Origin of the sequence: Salinivibrio sp. AR647 (genome assembly GCF_001995415.1) — a bacterium.
In the GTDB taxonomy this organism is placed as follows: Bacteria; Pseudomonadota; Gammaproteobacteria; order Enterobacterales; family Vibrionaceae; genus Salinivibrio; species Salinivibrio costicola.
Map to the genome: position 1 here is coordinate 60,219 of NZ_MUFE01000003.1, position 17,124 is coordinate 77,342.

Genomic DNA, 17,124 nt, shown 5'->3' on the forward strand with positions numbered 1-17,124 from the left:
CGAGGTTGGAATGAACGAGTCACAAACGTCGGATACGATTCACGACGTTTATATGCGCCAGGCGATCACACTGGCCGACAATGCTGAGCAAGAAGGTGAAGTGCCTGTCGGCGCCGTGGTGGTGTATCAAGGTGAGGTTGTGGGCACAGGGTGGAACCGAACCATTACCCAGCATGATGCCACTGCCCATGCCGAAGTGATGGCCTTACGCCAAGCCGGCCAAGTGCTGGGTAATTATCGCCTATTAGACGCGGATCTTTATGTGACACTCGAACCGTGCCCGATGTGTGCGGCGGCGATGGTGCATGGCCGTGTCAGAAAGGTGTATTTTGGCGCGCCGGATCCCAAAACCGGCGCGGCTGGCTCGGTGATGAACCTACTCAGTTATGAAGAGGTAAATCATCATGTGCAAAGCGAGGGTGGGGTATTAGAGGCTGAGTGCCGTGCGCAACTGCAAGCGTTTTTCCGCCGTCGTCGTGCTGAAAAAAAGGCTGCAAAAAAGACAGCCCGTGGTGAGGCCTCTATTGTGTCGTCTGATTCAGACCAAGCGTCTTAAAACGCCTCATCAAACGCGGCAAACTCACGAATTGCAAACGCGCGTTGGCGCCATAGTACTTTCTTGTGCATATTTTGGCGCATGCGCTTGCGACGGTTGGCCGATGAAATATTGTTTTTACGAAAGCTTTGTTTCACCAGCCGTTTTTTTGGCACCATAGGATCCTCATTGCGGTTGCTTTTCTGATTGCGATATTGGGTTTTGTTCAGAGCCCTCTGGCGTAGTATCCGGCGCTGGTTCAGCAACTTGCTCGGAGGATGGCTCGGGCGCAATGATGGTTTGCAGCCCACCGAGCGATTCGACTTGCTGACTGTCCAGCGACTCTATATGTGCTTTTTCATAGCCTAGAATACTCTGATAATAACGGCGAATATTCTCAACATAGCTTAGCGCTTCATAGCCACGTGCATAGCCGTATCGTGTTTGCGTGTAATATTGGCGCTTAGCGAGCAAGGGAAGGCGCTGTTTCACATCACTCCACGAGTTAGGATTGGCGCCTTGCGCTTCAGTGAGTCGCCGCGCATCCATCATATGACCAAAGCCAATGTTATAAGAGGCGAAAGCAAACCAAATCCGCTCGTGTGGGTTAACACTGTCGGGAATCCGGTCGAGCATACGCTGCAGGTAGAGTGAGCCGCCTTTGATGCTTTGTTCTGGATCCAGACGGTTGCGCACGCCGACGGATTTAGCGGTCGGTAACGTCAGCATCATCATCCCACGTACCCCTGTGGGAGATATGGCGCGTGGATTCCAGTGTGATTCTTGATACGACAAGGCAGCAAGCAGGCGCCAATCAAAATCGTTTGCATGCTTTTTGAAAAGGTGCTCCCACTGCGGGAGTTTGCTTTCTATGGCGCGCAAAAATGCGCGGGTATCAACGTAATCAAATTGATTCACGTGGCCAAAATACTTTTCTTCTAAAATTGCCAAGTCACCGGTTTGGTTCAGCTCACCAAAAAAATTCACCATCAGGGCATAGGCGCTGCTGTCGCCCTGTTTTTTCATAAACCAGGCGACGGGCTCATCTTCACTCAGAGCCATGGCGACGGCAATATCAGGTTGGGTGCGTTGCATTAAGGCAATATCGACGGAGTCGGCAATGGTAAAATCGATATCACCGTCTGCAACCTGTTTAAGCAGTTCATCGTCGTCGGCGTCTTGCACAACTTTCCAGCTTAAATCGGGGTGATCGTTTTTAAGCGATTGTAAGGTGAGATCGTGACTCGAACCTTCCACTACCGCCATTACCGCGTTCTCGCGGTTAAAATCGCCAACATCGCGAGGGCGCCAATGTCCCTTTTTATACACCACTTGTTGGCTGACAAAATAGTAGGCGGGGCCGGGGCGAAATTGGGCCWAGCGTTGGTCGGTAATGGTGAGTCCTGCAGCAATTAAATCGACATCACCGCGCTCTAATGCAGGAAAGAGGCCGGATAACGTATAGGTCGGCACCATTTCCAGCTTTACGCCAAGCTTGTCAGCAAAACGTGATGCAAGTTCGTAATCCAGCCCGGTCGGGCCATCGGGACCAATATAATAAGAAAGTTCGTTATTGAGTGTTCCGACTCTTAGCACGCCGCGGTCGCGGATTTTTTCCAGTACGGTGCGATCGTCGAAGTGCCAATCACACCCCGTTAATACCAGGCTAACTACCAGCACGACAAGGCTAGTCATCCATGATTTCAGAGAAAAGTCACGCTGTATCAAAGGCTGTCGCTCGCAGTTGCTGGCTAGCGTGGTAGTGCTAGCGATGATCGATAGACGCCACATTCTACGTGAATAGGTTGGATACGGATAGAGGGAAAATTTTTTGCGCAAACGGTTGCGTCAGGTGTGTTGTCGCTAAGGATTTTGCCCTATAATGGCCGCCGTCTGCTTAAAAGGCCAGCGAAAACGCATTTTTGCGTGTTCAAACCACTGCGGTCAAGAGCGTGGTGATACCCAAGTTATCGTGCCAGGATGCGTCAATTTGGGTATACCCTTTCATTTACCGCTAACGAGAGACGTACGCACATGGATATTTTGCGTGGTTCCCCCGCACTGTCTGAGTTTCGTGTCAATAAACTACTGGCCAGCTGCCAAGCGCATCAGTTACCGGTCACGGCACTGTATGCTGAGTTTATTCATTTCGCTGATTTGCATCACCCTTTGGATAGCGCGAGTCGCGAGAAGCTCGAAAAGCTGCTGACTTACGGACCCACTTTACCGCCGCACGCACCTGAAGGGACGCTGTTTCTCGTTACGCCTCGTCCCGGCACCTTGTCGCCGTGGTCATCCAAAGCAACCGATATTGCCCATAACTGTGGCTTGGACGCGGTGAAACGCTTGGAGCGCGGTACCGCGTACTATATTCAGTTATCTGCTCCTTTGACCAGTGAGCAACATGCAACCTTAATCGGGTTGTTGCACGATCGGATGATGGAAACGGTATTTAGTGAGCTTGAGGCCGCTGAGGTGCTGTTTGAACAAGCGGAACCTGCGCCGATGCACAGCGTGGACATTCTCGTGGGTGGTCGAGCCGCTTTGACTGAGGCGAACCAAGTCTTAGGATTGGCTCTGGCAGAAGACGAAATTGACTATCTGGTTGAGAACTTTACCCAGCTGGGGCGTAACCCCAACGACATCGAACTGATGATGTTTGCGCAAGCCAACTCAGAGCACTGCCGCCACAAAATCTTTAACGCCGACTGGACCATTGATGGTGAAAAGCAGCCTAAATCGCTGTTTAAGATGATCAAAAACACCTATGAGCAAACCCCAGATAACGTGCTGTCGGCGTATAAAGACAACGCGGCCGTAATGACGGGCTCAAACGTCGGACGCTTTTTCCCGACGCCAGAGAGCTACAGCTATCAGTATCACCATGAACCCGCCCATATTTTGATGAAGGTGGAAACCCACAACCACCCCACCGCGATTTCACCGTGGCCAGGGGCCGCGACCGGCTCTGGCGGTGAGATTCGTGACGAGGGTGCGACCGGTGTCGGCGGTAAACCCAAAGCAGGGTTGGTCGGTTTTTCCGTCTCTAATCTGAAAATCCCGGGCTTTATTCAGCCGTGGGAGCGAGACTATGGCAAGCCTGAGCGCATTGCCACTGCGCTCGATATTATGCTGGAAGGCCCGCTAGGCGGTGCGGCGTTTAATAACGAATTTGGCCGTCCTAACTTGCTGGGCTACTTCCGTACCTATGAGCAATCAGTGACCTCGCATGCCGGTGAGGAAGTGCGCGGCTACCACAAGCCGATCATGCTCGCAGGCGGAATGGGCAACATCCGCGACGGCCATGTGCAAAAAAGTGAGATTGACGTGGGGGCCAAACTGATTGTGTTAGGTGGCCCGGCGATGAACATCGGTCTTGGTGGCGGAGCAGCATCGTCGATGGCATCCGGCCAGTCGGCGGAAGACTTGGACTTTGCCTCGGTACAACGTGAGAATCCAGAAATGGAACGCCGTTGCCAAGAGGTGATTGATCGCTGCTGGCAGCTTGGCGAGGATAACCCAATTGCCTTTATCCACGATGTGGGCGCGGGTGGCCTTTCAAATGCGATGCCAGAGCTAGTTGATGATGGCGGCCGCGGCGGGTGTTTTAACTTACGTGATATTCCGAATGATGAGCCGGGAATGAGCCCGCTCGCCATTTGGTGTAACGAGTCACAAGAGCGTTACGTCTTGGCGGTCAAACCCGAAAACCTGGCGCTTTTCGAAGCCTTGTGCGAGCGTGAACGCGCCCCGTACGCGGTGATTGGTGATGCCACCGACGCGCGTCACCTGTCGCTTGAAGATAGCCACTTCGGTAATATCCCTATCGATATGCCGATGGATATTCTGCTGGGTAAAGCGCCCAAAATGCACCGTGACGTTACACGCCAACAAGTGACTGGGACCGCACTAAACACCCAAGGCATTGAACTGGCACAAGCCTGCGAGCGTGTTTTACGCTTGCCAGCAGTGGCCGAAAAAACCTTCTTGATCACCATCGGCGACCGCTCGGTGACCGGACTGGTCGCGCGTGACCAAATGGTTGGCCCATGGCAAGTGCCGGTGGCGAACTGTGCGGTGACTGCAGCCAGTTATGACAGTTATCACGGCGAAGCGATGGCGATGGGCGAACGTACCCCGGCCGCCTTGCTCGATTTTGCTGCCTCTGCTCGCATGGCAGTGGGTGAAGCGCTGACCAATATCGCCTGTGCCGATATTGGCAGTCTGACCAACATTAAACTGTCTGCCAACTGGATGTCCGCGGCGGGTCACCCGGGCGAAGATGCTGGTTTGTACGAAGCGGTCAAAGCCGTGGGTGAGGAGCTGTGTCCTGAGCTATCACTGACCATTCCGGTGGGTAAAGATTCGATGTCTATGAAAACCCAGTGGCAGCAAGACGGTGAAAACAAAACGGTGACGGCACCGATGTCGCTGATCATCACCGCCTTTGGCCGCGTGGAAGATGTGCGTCGTACCGTGACCCCACAATTGCGTAGCGATAAAGGTGACAGCCACCTGATTGCGATTGATCTTGGTGAAGGCGCACAGCGTCTGGGCGCAACCGCGTTGGCTCAGGTGTATCATCAATTGGGCGATAAGCCTGCCGATGTCACCAGCAGCGCCCGCCTAAAAGGCTTTTTCAATGCGATGCAAACCTTGGTGGCAGAGCAAAAACTGCTGGCGTATCRCGACCGAGCCGATGGCGGACTATTCGTTACCTTAGCTGAAATGGCCTTTGCCGGTCACACCGGTATTGACGTGGACATCGCCCGTTTAGGCGACGATGCCTTGTCGGTGTTGTTTAACGAAGAGCTGGGCGCGGTGATCCAAGTGGCAGCGTCAGATCTCGAGCGTGTTAATGCGGTGTTGGATGAACTTCAATTAACCGCATGCAGTCACCTGATTGGCGGCCTAAGTGATAGCGATGAGATTATCGTGCGTCACAGTGAGGTACCTATCTATCACGCCAGTCGCCAGCACCTGCGCAAGATTTGGGCTGAAACCACCTATCAAATGCAAGCGCGGCGCGATAATCCGGACTGCGCTCGTCAAGAGTTTGACGCCAAGCAGGCGGCCGATCCTGGGTTGCACGCCAGCCTGAACTTTGATGTGCACGAAGATATTGCTGCGCCATATATCGCGACCGGTCAACAACCGACCATGGCTATTTTGCGTGAGCAAGGCGTGAACTCGCATGTGGAAATGGCCGCCGCCTTCGATCGCGCTGGATTTAACGCTGTGGACGTTCATATGAGTGACATTCTCTCAGGACGCGTTAGTTTGGACGGTTTCCAAGGGCTGGTGGCCTGTGGCGGTTTCTCTTACGGTGACGTGTTAGGCGCTGGTGAAGGTTGGGCGAAATCCATTCTGTTTAATAGCCGTGCGCGCGACCAATTTAGTGCCTTCTTTGGCCGTGAAGACACGCTAGCACTTGGGGTGTGTAATGGCTGCCAGATGCTATCGAACCTGCATGAACTGATCCCAGGGGCTGCACACTGGCCACGATTTGTTCGCAATGAGTCCGAGCGCTTTGAAGCCCGCTTTAGCATGGTGGAAGTGCAATCAAGCCCATCCGCCTTTTTTGCCGGGATGGCAGGGTCACGGATGCCCATTGCGGTATCGCATGGTGAAGGACGGGTAGAAGTGCGCGATGCTGAGCACTTGGCGGCGATTGAGGCGTCAGGCACGATAGCGCTGCGTTACACCGATAATCACGGCCAGCCAACACAAGCGTATCCTGCCAACCCGAATGGCTCACCAAATGGCATTACCGCGCTGACTACCGAGTCGGGCCGTGTGACCATTATGATGCCGCACCCTGAGCGGGTATTCCGTACTGTCGCTAACTCTTGGCACCCAGATGATTGGGGTGAAGATAGTGCGTGGATGCGGATGTTCCGCAACGCGCGGGTTACTCTAGGGTAAGCACCGTACCAATAAAGCCGCCACACTTTGGCGGCTTTTTGGTGATATGCGAGAATCGATGGATGATTTTTTATCCTGCTGCGATACAATTTCAGCTAAACAACTGATCCATCAGGACCGGCTGCGGCCAACGAGAAGGATAACGGAATGAAAAAAATTGAAGCCATCATCAAGCCATTCAAACTCGATGACGTACGCGAAGCGCTGGCAGACGTCGGGATTACAGGGATGACCGTCTCAGAGGTAAAGGGTTTTGGTCGTCAAAAAGGCCACACTGAACTATATCGTGGTGCCGAATACATGGTGGACTTTCTGCCTAAGGTGAAATTGGAGGTAGTGGTGTCTAACGATGTTGCTGAGCAATGTGTCGATACCATTATTGAGACCGCGCAAACCGGCAAAATTGGTGATGGTAAAATCTTTGTCTTTGACGTTGAGCGTGTGGTGCGTATCCGTACCGGCGAAGAAGACGAAGAAGCGATTTAATTTCACGGGTTAGACCAATACGGCAAGCAATAAAAAGCCAAGCGTAATGCTTGGCTTTATTGTATTTACGGTGTAGATACTGTATTTACGGTGTAGATACTGTATTAACGGTGTAGATAGCGTATGCTCGGTGTAGATACTGTCTACGCGCCACGATTGGCCGGATGCGCTTGATAGCGTCCCGGTTTGTGGTTCATCGCTAACACTAAATTGAGTACAATCGCACCGGCCACAGACCACATCAGCAGGTTCAGATCGATAAGGAAGAAAGATAACGCGAGAATGGTGCAGTCGATGCCCATTTGTAGCTTTCCTGCCGAGATCCCAAACTTGTCCTGACAATAGAGCACCAGTACGTTAAAACCGCCTAAGCTGGCATTATGGCGGAAAATCATCAACATACCGACGCCCATCAATAGTCCACCAATCACCGCACAGTAGGCGGGGGCCAGCCAAGTGATTTGAAAAAAGTAGGCAATATGATCAGCCATCACCGATACGGCGCCACCGGCAAGTAAACTGCGTAATGCAAATCGCGGACTCATACGAAACCAAGCCATTACATAAAACGGGCAATTGCAAAGAAAATACAAAGTACCGAACGATAGGTCGGTAAATTGGCTGACTAATAACGCCAGGCCTGTGGTCCCCCCGGTTAAGAGTCCGGCCTGTTGCAAGAAAAATACCCCCTGGGCGACTAAAAACGCGCCCGAGGCGATAGCAATAATGTCTTCTTTAAAGCTGTGTTGATACTGGCTCACACGGCTTCTCCCTACTTAATTAGCGTGATAAAAACAAAAACGTGTTAGCAACAAAAGCCCCGCCAAAACCCAATAGGCTGGCGGTTAAAAAAAGGTTAATGGGCACTGGCGACGAGTGCCTGCGGGTGCGGGCGCGCATTCTATCGCCAATGAGGCTTGGGAAACAGTCGACAACGTAAATAACCTGCGTCTTGATTGTCATTATTATGATACTCCGCTGTAAAGTGTTTACAGTGGATAGCGTGCTGCTGCGCCGTGATACAAGCCAAAACAGCCAGGTTTTAAATAAAAAAATCATCCCCCAGGCTACCTGATTGAAGGGAATTTTTGTAGAATAGCAAACGCAGTCATGGCGGTAACGAAAACGTTTGCGTAAGTGAGTCAAACGTTTGATGTTGCCTTGGCTTAATCGCTTTGATTCGAAGGTGAAAGCGATTAAGCCAGGGCGTGATCTAAAACATCACACCGAGACTAATTGTTGCTAGGTGGCCTATCGGATCCTAGCGTTCGCTTTATGGGTGATTGCCCGCCAATGTTAAGTCAGGAGAGACCAATGCTAAAGCGTGACATGAATATCGCGGATTATGACCCAGCGCTGTTTGCGGCGATGGAAGAAGAAAGTACGCGTCAAGAAGAACACATTGAACTGATTGCGTCAGAAAACTATACCAGCCCGCGCGTGATGGAAGCGCAAGGCTCTCAACTGACCAATAAATACGCGGAAGGCTACCCTGGTAAACGGTATTACGGCGGCTGTGAATACGTGGATAAAGCCGAAGCCTTGGCGATTGAGCGTGCTTGTCAACTCTTTGGCTGTGAGTATGCCAATGTTCAGCCGCACTCTGGCTCACAGGCGAATAGCGCGGTCTACATGGCGCTGCTAAACCCTGGTGATACGGTACTGGGTATGAGCTTGGCGCATGGTGGTCACTTAACCCATGGTTCGCCAGTTAACTTTTCCGGCAAGCATTATCATGTGATCCCTTACGGTATCGATGAAGCCGGTAAAATCGATTACGAGCAAATGGAGCAGCTTGCACTCGAGCATAAGCCAAAAATGATCATTGGCGGGTTTTCTGCATACTCACAAGTGGTTGATTGGAAACGCATGCGTGAGATTGCAGATAAAGTCGGGGCTTGGTTCTTGGTGGATATGGCACACGTGGCTGGCTTAATTGCCGCTGGTGTTTATCCCGATCCACTGCCTTACGCACATGTGGTCACGACGACGACGCACAAAACCCTTGCAGGTCCGCGTGGTGGTTTGATCTTATCAAACGCCGGTGAAGACATTTATAAAAAGCTTAACTCTGCGGTGTTCCCTGGCGGCCAAGGCGGCCCATTGATGCACGTGATTGCGGGTAAAGCCGTCGCGTTTAAAGAGGCGATGGAGCCAGAGTTCAAAGCCTATCAAGCGCGCGTGATTGATAACGCACGTGCGATGGTGAAAGGGTTCCAAGCTCGCGGTTATAAAATCGTATCGGATTCCACTGACAACCACCTGTTGTTGGTGGATTTAATTGATAAAGACATTACTGGGAAAGAAGCCGATGCCGCGTTAGGTGCCGCTAACATCACAGTAAACAAAAACAGTGTACCGAACGATCCACGTAGCCCGTTTGTCACCTCCGGCATTCGTGTGGGGACGCCAGCGATTACACGTCGTGGCTTTACCGAGCAAGACGCCGAACAACTCGCGCATTGGATGTGTGATGTGCTTGATAACATCAACAATGAGCAAGTGATTGCAGAGACCAAAGAGAAGGTCCAAGCCATCTGCCGTCGTTTGCCGGTATATGCTTAATAAAGCAATACAGATTATCTAAAAAGATGGGCGCCTATGGGCGCCTTTTTTATATTTATCTGAGAACGAAGTCTAGTTGAGACACAAAACCCGTACTCCGTCTCCTTAGAGAGGCTTTTTCATCCTCGCAAATCGGTTACACTAGCAGGACAATATTGAGGAGACGACGCGCATGCACTGTCCATTCTGTGGTGCTACCGACACCAAAGTGATCGATTCTCGACTCGTGGCTGATGGCCATCAAGTTCGCCGTCGTCGCCAGTGTTTGGCGTGCGCTGAGCGATATACGACGTTTGAAACAGCGGAATTAGTCATGCCACGGGTGATCAAAACCAACGGTAATCGAGAGCCCTTTGACGAAGATAAATTGCGGGGCGGTATTCAACGTGCGTTGGAGAAGCGTCCTGTCAGTACGGATGATATCGAAAAGTCGATAAATAGCATTAAGTCGCGTTTGCGAGCGACGGGTGAGCGAGAAATAGGATCAGCCATGGTTGGCAACTTGGTCATGGAAGCACTGAAGGAGCTTGATAAGGTGGCTTATATCCGTTTTGCCTCTGTTTACCATAGCTTTGAAGATATTCGCGAATTTGGTGAAGAGATTGCACGGTTACAAAAATGACAACTAGCCACCAAGATCAAACGATGATGGCGCGCGCATTAGCGCTTGCGGCCCAAGGTCGCTTTACCACCACGCCTAACCCCAATGTCGGCTGTGTGATTGCTCACGGTGATGACATTGTGGGCGAGGGGTTTCACATTGCTCCAGGTGGTCCACACGCCGAAGTTCACGCCTTAAAAGCAGCGGGGGAGCGCGCGGTGGGCGCGACGGCTTATGTCACCTTAGAGCCTTGCTCTCATTATGGTCGCACGCCGCCGTGTTGTGATGCGTTGGTTGCCGCCAAGGTCACGCGTGTTGTCTGTGCGATGCAAGACCCTAATCCTAAAGTGGCAGGGCGCGGTCTCGCGCGGTTACAACAAGCCGGTATTGAGGTCGTAGTTGGTGTGATGGCTGAGCAGGCCAAAGCGCTGAATCCTGGTTTTATTAAACGTATGCAAACCCAGATGCCCTATGTTCAGCTCAAACTGGCGGGCAGTCTTGATGGGCGCACCGCCTTGGCAAATGGGCAAAGTAAATGGATCACGGGTGAACCAGCGCGCGCCGATGTGCAGACATTTCGCGCCCAAGCGAGCGCTATTTTATCGACCAGCGCCACGGTATTAGCCGATAACCCCAGCCTAAATATACGTCGTAGCCAGCTTGCAACTGAGATCCTCGACCATTACCCGCAATCAGTACTGCGCCAGCCGACGCGCGTGATCTTGGATAAACATAACAAAACGTCTCCTGAAGCGACCGTCTATCAGCTTGAGGGCGAGGTGATCCGAATTGTCGATATGCCAAGTAGTCAGATATGGCCGGATAACGTCCACGAATGGGTCATGCCCGACGCTTCGCTCAGCGCTATCCTTCACGCATTGGCACAACATGATATCGATAAGGTTTGGGTAGAAGCAGGCGCGAGGCTGGCGAATCAGTTATTAACTGAGTCGTTAGTGGATGAGCTGATTGTTTATCAAGCGCCGGTATTGCTGGGGGCAGATAGCCGCCCGCTGATTGCTTTAGACGGATTGCAACGTATGGATGACGCACCGCGTTTTCATTTTAATCACGTGACGCCTATCGGTGACGATGTTCGCCTAATCGCAATGCTCTCGGAGCATGCGGTCATCACGCAAGAGTATTAATACGATGTTTACTGGAATTATTGAAGCGGTGGGCCGAATTCAAAAGCTGACTCGCCGTGGCCAAGACATGACCCTCACCATAGAGAGTGGTGCCCTCGACCTCTCGGATGTCAAACTGGGCGACAGCATCGCCACCAATGGGGTGTGTTTAACCGTGGTTGCATTGACCGCAACCGGTTATAGCGCCGATGTGTCGTCAGAAACGCTGGCGCGTTCATCACTCGGGATCTTGTCTGTTGGCGATAACGTCAACCTGGAAAAGGCGATGTTGCCGACTACGCGTTTTGGCGGACACATGGTCTCTGGGCATGTGGATGGCCTAGGGGAAGTGACGTCAGTGAGTCAAACGGGACGTGCATGGGAGTACTGGATTGCATTACCGCCTGAACTTGCCAAGTATGTGGCGTTGAAAGGATCGATTACGGTGGATGGGATTAGCCTGACGGTGAACGACGTCAATGGCAGTGCGTTTAAGCTCACTATCGTACCGCATACGGCTGAACAAACGACAATTCAGCACTTTGCTTCGGGGCGTAAGGTGAACATTGAAGTCGATGTCATCGCCCGTTACCTTGAGCGATTGATGCTCGGAGACAAAGCGGCTGAACCGACACAATTAACGGGCGTGAGTCTTGAAACGCTCGCCCGTTCCGGTTTTTTGAAATAAGGAATCCAAGATGGCAATTAGTAGCGCCCAAGAAATCATTGATGATATCCGCCAAGGTAAGATGGTGGTATTGATGGATGACGAAGATCGCGAAAATGAAGGCGACTTGATCATTGCAGCAGAAGCCATTACGCCAGAAGCGATCAATTTTATGGCGACCCACGGGCGTGGTTTGATTTGTTTAACGCTGACTCAACAGCGCTGTCTGCAACTTGGATTGCCCTTGATGGTGTCAGATAACAATGCGCAGTTTTCCACCGCCTTTACGGTCTCGATTGAAGCGGCCGAAGGCGTGACCACTGGCATTTCGGCGGCCGACCGCGCGCGCACCGTGCAAGCGGCGGTGGCGTCAGATGCCAAAGCCGCCGACTTAGTACAGCCTGGGCATGTTTTTCCGCTCATGGCGCAAGAGGGCGGTGTACTGACTCGCGCAGGTCATACAGAAGCGGGCTGTGATCTGGCGCGCCTAGGCGGTTTTAACCCTTCCTCGGTGATTGTTGAGATCTTAAATGAAGACGGCACCATGGCGCGTCGTCCTGACTTAGAAGTGTTTTGTGACAAGCATGGTATTAAACTTGGCACCATTGCCGATCTGATTGAGTATCGTAATTTAAACGAAACGACCATCGAGCGAGTTGCCGCCTGTACCCTGCCGACCGAATTTGGTGAGTTTGATCTGGTAACCTACCGGGATACCATTGATAACCAAATTCATTACGCGATGCGTAAAGGCGAGATTAGCACCGATCCGACATTGGTAAGGGTTCATCTGCAAGATACGTTTACCGATTTACTTCGCTCCGATCGTACTGCTGAGCGCAGCTGGGGGCTGACTCGTGCGATGAAGCGCATCAGTGAAGAAGGCGGTGTGTTGGTTATTTTGGGGAAAGAAGAGACGCCTGATTCCATTATCAGTAAAGTCAAAGCGTTTGAAGCGCAAGATAAAGGTGAGAAACCAGCAGGTGCCAAATGGCAGGGCACGTCACGCCGAGTCGGAATTGGATCACAGATATTAGCCGATCTGGGCGTGAAACAAATGCGTTTGCTCTCTTCATCGACAAAGCGTTATCACGCCCTGTCAGGCTTTGGCCTGAACGTGGTTGAATACGTGACCGAATAAATACTGAGAGAAGCGATGAGGCTCGGGCGCTTTTCCCAAGACACTGAGCATGGTGTCAATGGTAAAAAGTATGCTAGAATCGCGCGGTTTCTCATTCCGGAAAGCAAGTCACAGGAAGGCTCATGAACGTAATCGAAGGTGCATTTGCCGCGCCCAATGCGCAGGTTGCTATTGTTATCTCTCGCTTTAATAGCTTTATTAATGAGAGTTTGCTAGATGGTGCGGTTGACGCACTGAAGCGCCAAGGCCAAGTCAACGACGATAATATTACCGTGGTCCGTTGTCCCGGTGCTTACGAGTTGCCTGTGGTGACCCAAAAGTTGGCGAAAAGCGGTCGTTATGATGCGATTGTCGCGCTAGGCTCAGTGATCCGCGGCGGCACACCGCATTTTGACTATGTTGCCGGAGAATGTAACAAAGGGTTGGCACAAGTAGCTCTGGAGTATGAAACCCCAGTTGCTTTTGGTGTGCTGACGGTAGACACCATTGAGCAAGCGATCGAACGCGCAGGTACCAAGGCTGGTAATAAAGGGGCAGAGGCTGCACTGAGCGCGCTTGAAATGGTGAATGTTCTGTCCCAGATTGAATCCTAATGGGGGTTAAAGTGAAACCAGCCGCACGGCGTAATGCTCGCCAATTTGCATTGCAAGCCATTTACACATGGCAAATCGCAAAAGGGAATGTCGCTGATATTGAAGCGCAGTTTTTGGCCGCAGATAAATACGAAGAAGAAGATGAGCACCAGAAAACAGAGCCACTTCTTCGCGATCCTGAAACAGATGTTGCGTATTTTCGTACGCTGTTCAGTGGTGTTGCGCTCAGCCATCAAGAACTTGATAGTAAGATGCGTCCGTATTTGTCTCGTCCATTACAGGATCTTGACGACATGGAGCACGCCTTATTGCGCCTTGCGATGTATGAGCTGATCAAATGCGATGATGTCCCTTATAAAGTGGTCATCAATGAAGCCATTGAGTTGGCTAAACGCTTTGGTGCGGAAGACAGCCATAAATTTGTTAATGGTGTCTTGGATAAAGCGTATCCTCGGTTACGTTAATCCCTCCTTACTAGGCCAGCCATGCTGGCCTTTTTATTGATCTAATCCGATAAATAGTTTTTATGACGCGCAACGAATTTGATTTGATTCGCGATTATTTCGCACGTCAACCGGTTAACCGTCGAGATGTCGCCTTAGGTATTGGCGATGATTGTGCGATCACTGAGGTGCCAGACGGCTGCCAACTCGTGGTCACCACAGATACGTTAGTCGAGGGCACGCATTTTCTTCCTTCCGCCAAGGCATCCGACGTTGCTCACAAAGCCTTAGCCTCTAACTTAAGTGATCTTGCCGCAATGGGTGCGATGCCAGCTTGGTGCTCGCTCGCTCTAACCTTGCCCGATTCTGATGAAGCCTGGGTGGCCGGTTTTTGTCAGGGATTTTCTGCTTTGGCTGAACACTTTCAGGTTCAGTTAATCGGGGGCGATACCACGCGAGGTCCAAGAAGCATTACCATGACGTTGCATGGCCATGTGCCTAAAGGGCAGGCACTGACGCGTTCAGGCGCCAAACCTGGCGACTGGATCTATGTCACGGGATCGCTAGGTGAAAGCCAGGCAGGGCTTGCTTATGTGCTTGGCAAACCCATCGTTGATGAGGCGCGTGCTAATCGCTTGATTAACCATCATTATCGCGCTCAACCGCGCGTAGCTGCCGGGCAGGCACTGCGGGGCATTGCTTCGGCTGCTATCGATATCTCTGATGGTTTGTATGCAGATTTAACCCATATTCTCCAAGCCAGTGATGTCGGGGCGCAAATTGAGGTCACACGGCTGCCGATTTCTGAACGTTTACTCGCAGAGGTTGATAGCGAAACAGCCGCACAAAAAATGGCCCTGACGAGTGGCGAGGAATATGAACTTTGCTTTACTGTCCCAGAAATGCATCGTGGCACACTTGATACAGCATTAAAACACAGTGGCACTAAGGTGCAGCGTATTGGCCAAATTAATGGCCACCGTGCGCTTGAGTTAGTTTCACAAGGTCAGCCACTTGATTGGACGCTGACAGGTTGGGATCATTTTAAGGAGTCAAATTGTGACGGATCCTAAATACCGTTTATCGTTGTCTAATCCTATCCACTTATTGGCGCTCGGGTTTGGCGGTGGCTTATCGCCGATAATGCCCGGCACAGTCGGTACGTTAGTTGCGATTCCGTTTTATTGGGCGCTGGTCACTTTTGGTGGGGTTGTTGGGCTTTGGATCGCCATTATTGTTGGCGGCATCGCAGGGATTGCCATCTGTGGGCGTGCGTCTAAAGACATGCAAGTCCATGATCATGGTGCGATTGTTTGGGATGAGTTTGTCGGCTTCTGGTTGACGATGGCGCTTGTCCCCACAACAGATTGGAAAACGGTATTGGCTGGTTTTATTTTATTCCGCCTGTTCGATATGGCAAAGCCTTGGCCAATTAGCTGGTTAGACAAACATGTTCATGGCGGTATCGGCATCATGGTGGATGATATTCTCGCCGGAGTGATGGCGATGCTAAGCTTGTGGCTCTTAACGACCTACATGCCTACGCTTTTTTAGCATGACTCATTCAGTATTAATCATGCAGTAAGGATGGCGCTCCCACAGGGACTCGAACCCCGATCGATCGCTTAGGAGGCGACTGCTCTATCCTGTTGAGCTATGAGAGCGTGCGGCCATTATACGTAAAAACAGGCGCGATTTAAGCGCCTGTTTTCATTTAGTTAAGCCCTTTGGTCACTATGTCGCCAATTTGAATGCTGCCGGTTAAGGTTTGAGGCTGAATCACAGCTTCAGCACTACTCTCATACACGCGAGCCACGGTCAGGGTGATACCGCTTTTGCGGCGCTGAGTGCGTACAATCCCTAAATCATCAGTGAAAGAAGCGACATGCCATAGGTTTAATTGATCACCTTGCTGTACACCATTCACACGGCCTACATTAATTTGCGCAATATTGTCTTTTAATGACACTATTTTAGGCTTACTGGCACGGCAAGCCAGTGAAGACTCGAGATCCAACAAAATATTTCGGCTCATCCGGCGCGCCATCTGCCCATAGGGTGATTGCCAAAACCGTGCCGTTTGCGTATCGACTTGGCTGTGTCGCTCAAACGGCCATTGCGCGATATCACGATAGCGGCGTTGGAAGATCACTTCCCCGCTCTCACTGTCCATCGCTTGTACATTGACCGCTAATTGTCGATTATTTTTAGCTTTGCCGAAGCCACTATCATCCGTGGTGGCAGATAAGTCGGTGATCGCACCTGTCACAACAAACTGCGCGTCTTTGTCGTCCGCCAGCATGGTAATCGCGTTTGGCATATTGGGTGATACATCAACATTGGCGATCCCGCGTCCCACAAAACTTTGTGCATGCTGTTTAACTTCACGGCTCAACAGAACTGAAAAGTCATCACCGAATTGATAGATCCCACCTAACGCTGCCTGCTGTGGCGACATAATGGGGAAACGGGTTAACACTATGCCTTTTTTATACTGGGTTTTGTGGCAAGCGTTTGCCGAGGGGTAGATATCTAGCCGCAGGTTAACCACATAATTGCCACCTTGCGTGCCTTCCTCCAGCACTTGCACCTCGCGCACCGCGTTACCGCTAAATAGATAGTCAGGTTTTACTTGTGTATAAAAACGTTTGAGCTGCTGAAGGCTCCCCACATCGGCACCCGCAAAACGAATGGCGTCAAAAGTTGCCGCTTCGAGTGCGCGCACGCGCGCCGCTTGCTGGCTTTCGAGTATAGGGGAACTGGCGGATACCTCATACCAGGCAGCGTGCGTGAACGGAGTGACAACAAAGCTAACAACCAGTGTTAACCGCGCCAAAAGGGTTTTCATAGTCAAGATCTCACTTAGTGGGTACGGAAATTGCTTTAACTTTATTAACGCGTAGGGTAACGGCCTACCAATAAGATGACGCAAAGACGCTGATGCAAGTTGTGTTCCTAAATGAGAATGAGCAATCTAAGGTAAAGGTTTGACGACATTGACCGATACACTAGATAACACACTTGTCTCACATCGATGACTG

At 51.4% G+C, this 17,124-nt stretch carries 16 protein-coding genes and 1 tRNA gene; 12 read left to right on the plus strand and 5 right to left on the minus strand.

The genetic code is table 11. The features are described from left to right. The first annotated feature begins 10 nt into the window (after positions 1–10). A complete protein-coding gene (gene tadA / locus BZG76_RS04225) occupies positions 11–556 on the plus strand; it encodes a tRNA adenosine(34) deaminase TadA (RefSeq protein WP_077460278.1) in 546 nt (181 codons plus the stop codon). On the opposite strand, the gene BZG76_RS15405 is transcribed toward tadA, so the two are convergent. Together BZG76_RS15405 and mltF are read right to left on the minus strand one after the other, a co-directional pair. Continuing rightward, the gene (locus tag BZG76_RS15405) at positions 553–714 is read right to left on the minus strand and encodes a hypothetical protein (protein WP_021023011.1); all 162 of its coding nucleotides are present in this window, start codon (positions 712–714) and stop codon (positions 553–555) included. The two genes, tadA and BZG76_RS15405, sit on opposite strands and share 4 nt — an antisense overlap. A gap of 7 nt (positions 715–721) precedes the next feature. Continuing rightward, positions 722–2,230 carry a membrane-bound lytic murein transglycosylase MltF gene (gene mltF, locus BZG76_RS04230; protein WP_077460279.1) on the minus strand — a complete coding sequence of 503 codons (1,509 nt, stop codon included), beginning with the start codon at positions 2,228–2,230 and terminating at the stop codon, positions 722–724. A gap of 339 nt (positions 2,231–2,569) precedes the next feature. Here mltF and purL point away from each other — a divergent pair, with 339 nt between their 5' ends. Both purL and glnB read left to right on the plus strand, forming a co-directional pair. Continuing rightward, positions 2,570–6,460 (plus strand): phosphoribosylformylglycinamidine synthase, encoded by a 3,891-nt coding sequence (purL, locus tag BZG76_RS04235; RefSeq protein WP_077460280.1) that lies wholly within the window; start codon positions 2,570–2,572, stop codon positions 6,458–6,460. A 147-nt stretch (positions 6,461–6,607) separates the two neighbouring features. Further along, positions 6,608–6,946 (plus strand): nitrogen regulatory protein P-II, encoded by a 339-nt coding sequence (gene glnB / locus BZG76_RS04240; RefSeq protein WP_021023014.1) that lies wholly within the window; start codon positions 6,608–6,610, stop codon positions 6,944–6,946. A 143-nt stretch (positions 6,947–7,089) separates the two neighbouring features. On the opposite strand, the gene BZG76_RS04245 is transcribed toward glnB, so the two are convergent. Further along, positions 7,090–7,707 carry a YitT family protein gene (locus tag BZG76_RS04245; protein WP_077460281.1) on the minus strand — a complete coding sequence of 206 codons (618 nt, stop codon included), beginning with the start codon at positions 7,705–7,707 and terminating at the stop codon, positions 7,090–7,092. A 553-nt stretch (positions 7,708–8,260) separates the two neighbouring features. On the opposite strand from BZG76_RS04245, the gene glyA reads away from it, so the two are divergent. The 9 genes from glyA (at position 8,261) to BZG76_RS04290 (ending at position 15,637) form a co-directional block, all read left to right on the plus strand. After that, a complete protein-coding gene (gene glyA / locus BZG76_RS04250; protein WP_077460282.1) occupies positions 8,261–9,511 on the plus strand; it encodes a serine hydroxymethyltransferase in 1,251 nt (416 codons plus the stop codon). A gap of 172 nt (positions 9,512–9,683) precedes the next feature. Next, positions 9,684–10,133 carry a transcriptional regulator NrdR gene (nrdR, locus tag BZG76_RS04255; RefSeq protein WP_021023017.1) on the plus strand — a complete coding sequence of 150 codons (450 nt, stop codon included), beginning with the start codon at positions 9,684–9,686 and terminating at the stop codon, positions 10,131–10,133. Beyond that, entirely contained in the window at positions 10,130–11,260 is a 1,131-nt protein-coding gene (gene ribD, locus BZG76_RS04260; protein ID WP_077460283.1) for a bifunctional diaminohydroxyphosphoribosylaminopyrimidine deaminase/5-amino-6-(5-phosphoribosylamino)uracil reductase RibD, read from the plus strand. The genes nrdR and ribD overlap by 4 nt, the downstream gene beginning before the upstream one ends. 4 nt (positions 11,261–11,264) lie before the next feature. Beyond that, positions 11,265–11,927 carry a riboflavin synthase gene (locus BZG76_RS04265; protein WP_077460284.1) on the plus strand — a complete coding sequence of 221 codons (663 nt, stop codon included), beginning with the start codon at positions 11,265–11,267 and terminating at the stop codon, positions 11,925–11,927. A 10-nt stretch (positions 11,928–11,937) separates the two neighbouring features. Then, the gene (gene ribBA / locus BZG76_RS04270; RefSeq protein WP_077460285.1) at positions 11,938–13,047 is read left to right on the plus strand and encodes a bifunctional 3,4-dihydroxy-2-butanone-4-phosphate synthase/GTP cyclohydrolase II; all 1,110 of its coding nucleotides are present in this window, start codon (positions 11,938–11,940) and stop codon (positions 13,045–13,047) included. A 122-nt stretch (positions 13,048–13,169) separates the two neighbouring features. Then, the gene (gene ribH / locus BZG76_RS04275; protein WP_021023021.1) at positions 13,170–13,640 is read left to right on the plus strand and encodes a 6,7-dimethyl-8-ribityllumazine synthase; all 471 of its coding nucleotides are present in this window, start codon (positions 13,170–13,172) and stop codon (positions 13,638–13,640) included. Next, the gene (gene nusB / locus BZG76_RS04280; RefSeq protein WP_021023022.1) at positions 13,640–14,104 is read left to right on the plus strand and encodes a transcription antitermination factor NusB; all 465 of its coding nucleotides are present in this window, start codon (positions 13,640–13,642) and stop codon (positions 14,102–14,104) included. The genes ribH and nusB overlap by 1 nt, the downstream gene beginning before the upstream one ends. 62 nt (positions 14,105–14,166) lie before the next feature. Further along, on the plus strand, positions 14,167–15,156 hold the full coding sequence (gene thiL, locus BZG76_RS04285; RefSeq protein ID WP_021023023.1) for a thiamine-phosphate kinase: 990 nt from the start codon (positions 14,167–14,169) through the stop codon (positions 15,154–15,156). After that, positions 15,143–15,637, plus strand: a complete 495-nt coding sequence (locus BZG76_RS04290) for a phosphatidylglycerophosphatase A (RefSeq protein ID WP_077460286.1) — start codon at positions 15,143–15,145, stop codon at positions 15,635–15,637. The genes thiL and BZG76_RS04290 overlap by 14 nt, the downstream gene beginning before the upstream one ends. A 34-nt stretch (positions 15,638–15,671) precedes the next feature. Here the strand turns inward: BZG76_RS04290 and BZG76_RS04295 are convergent. Then, positions 15,672–15,747 (minus strand) — tRNA-Arg (locus tag BZG76_RS04295). Between the two features lie 50 nt (positions 15,748–15,797). Continuing rightward, positions 15,798–16,931 carry a flagella assembly protein FlgT gene (locus BZG76_RS04300; RefSeq protein ID WP_077460287.1) on the minus strand — a complete coding sequence of 378 codons (1,134 nt, stop codon included), beginning with the start codon at positions 16,929–16,931 and terminating at the stop codon, positions 15,798–15,800. Between the last annotated feature and the right edge of the window lie 193 nt (positions 16,932–17,124).

Excerpts from the sequence above, each read along its gene's own strand:
- nrdR (WP_021023017.1), top strand. The coding sequence starts at position 9,684 with ATGCACTGTCCATTCTGTGGTGCTACCGACACCAAAGTGATCGATTCT.
- glnB (WP_021023014.1), top strand. The coding sequence starts at position 6,608 with ATGAAAAAAATTGAAGCCATCATCAAGCCATTCAAACTCGATGACGTA.
- ribD (WP_077460283.1), top strand. The coding sequence starts at position 10,130 with ATGACAACTAGCCACCAAGATCAAACGATGATGGCGCGCGCATTAGCG.
- ribBA (WP_077460285.1), top strand. The coding sequence starts at position 11,938 with ATGGCAATTAGTAGCGCCCAAGAAATCATTGATGATATCCGCCAAGGT.
- BZG76_RS04300 (WP_077460287.1), bottom strand. The coding sequence starts at position 16,931 with ATGAAAACCCTTTTGGCGCGGTTAACACTGGTTGTTAGCTTTGTTGTC.
- ribH (WP_021023021.1), top strand. The coding sequence starts at position 13,170 with ATGAACGTAATCGAAGGTGCATTTGCCGCGCCCAATGCGCAGGTTGCT.
- glyA (WP_077460282.1), top strand. The coding sequence starts at position 8,261 with ATGCTAAAGCGTGACATGAATATCGCGGATTATGACCCAGCGCTGTTT.
- tadA (WP_077460278.1), top strand. The coding sequence starts at position 11 with ATGAACGAGTCACAAACGTCGGATACGATTCACGACGTTTATATGCGC.
- thiL (WP_021023023.1), top strand. The coding sequence starts at position 14,167 with ATGACGCGCAACGAATTTGATTTGATTCGCGATTATTTCGCACGTCAA.
- BZG76_RS15405 (WP_021023011.1), bottom strand. The coding sequence starts at position 714 with ATGGTGCCAAAAAAACGGCTGGTGAAACAAAGCTTTCGTAAAAACAAT.
- nusB (WP_021023022.1), top strand. The coding sequence starts at position 13,640 with ATGGGGGTTAAAGTGAAACCAGCCGCACGGCGTAATGCTCGCCAATTT.
- BZG76_RS04265 (WP_077460284.1), top strand. The coding sequence starts at position 11,265 with ATGTTTACTGGAATTATTGAAGCGGTGGGCCGAATTCAAAAGCTGACT.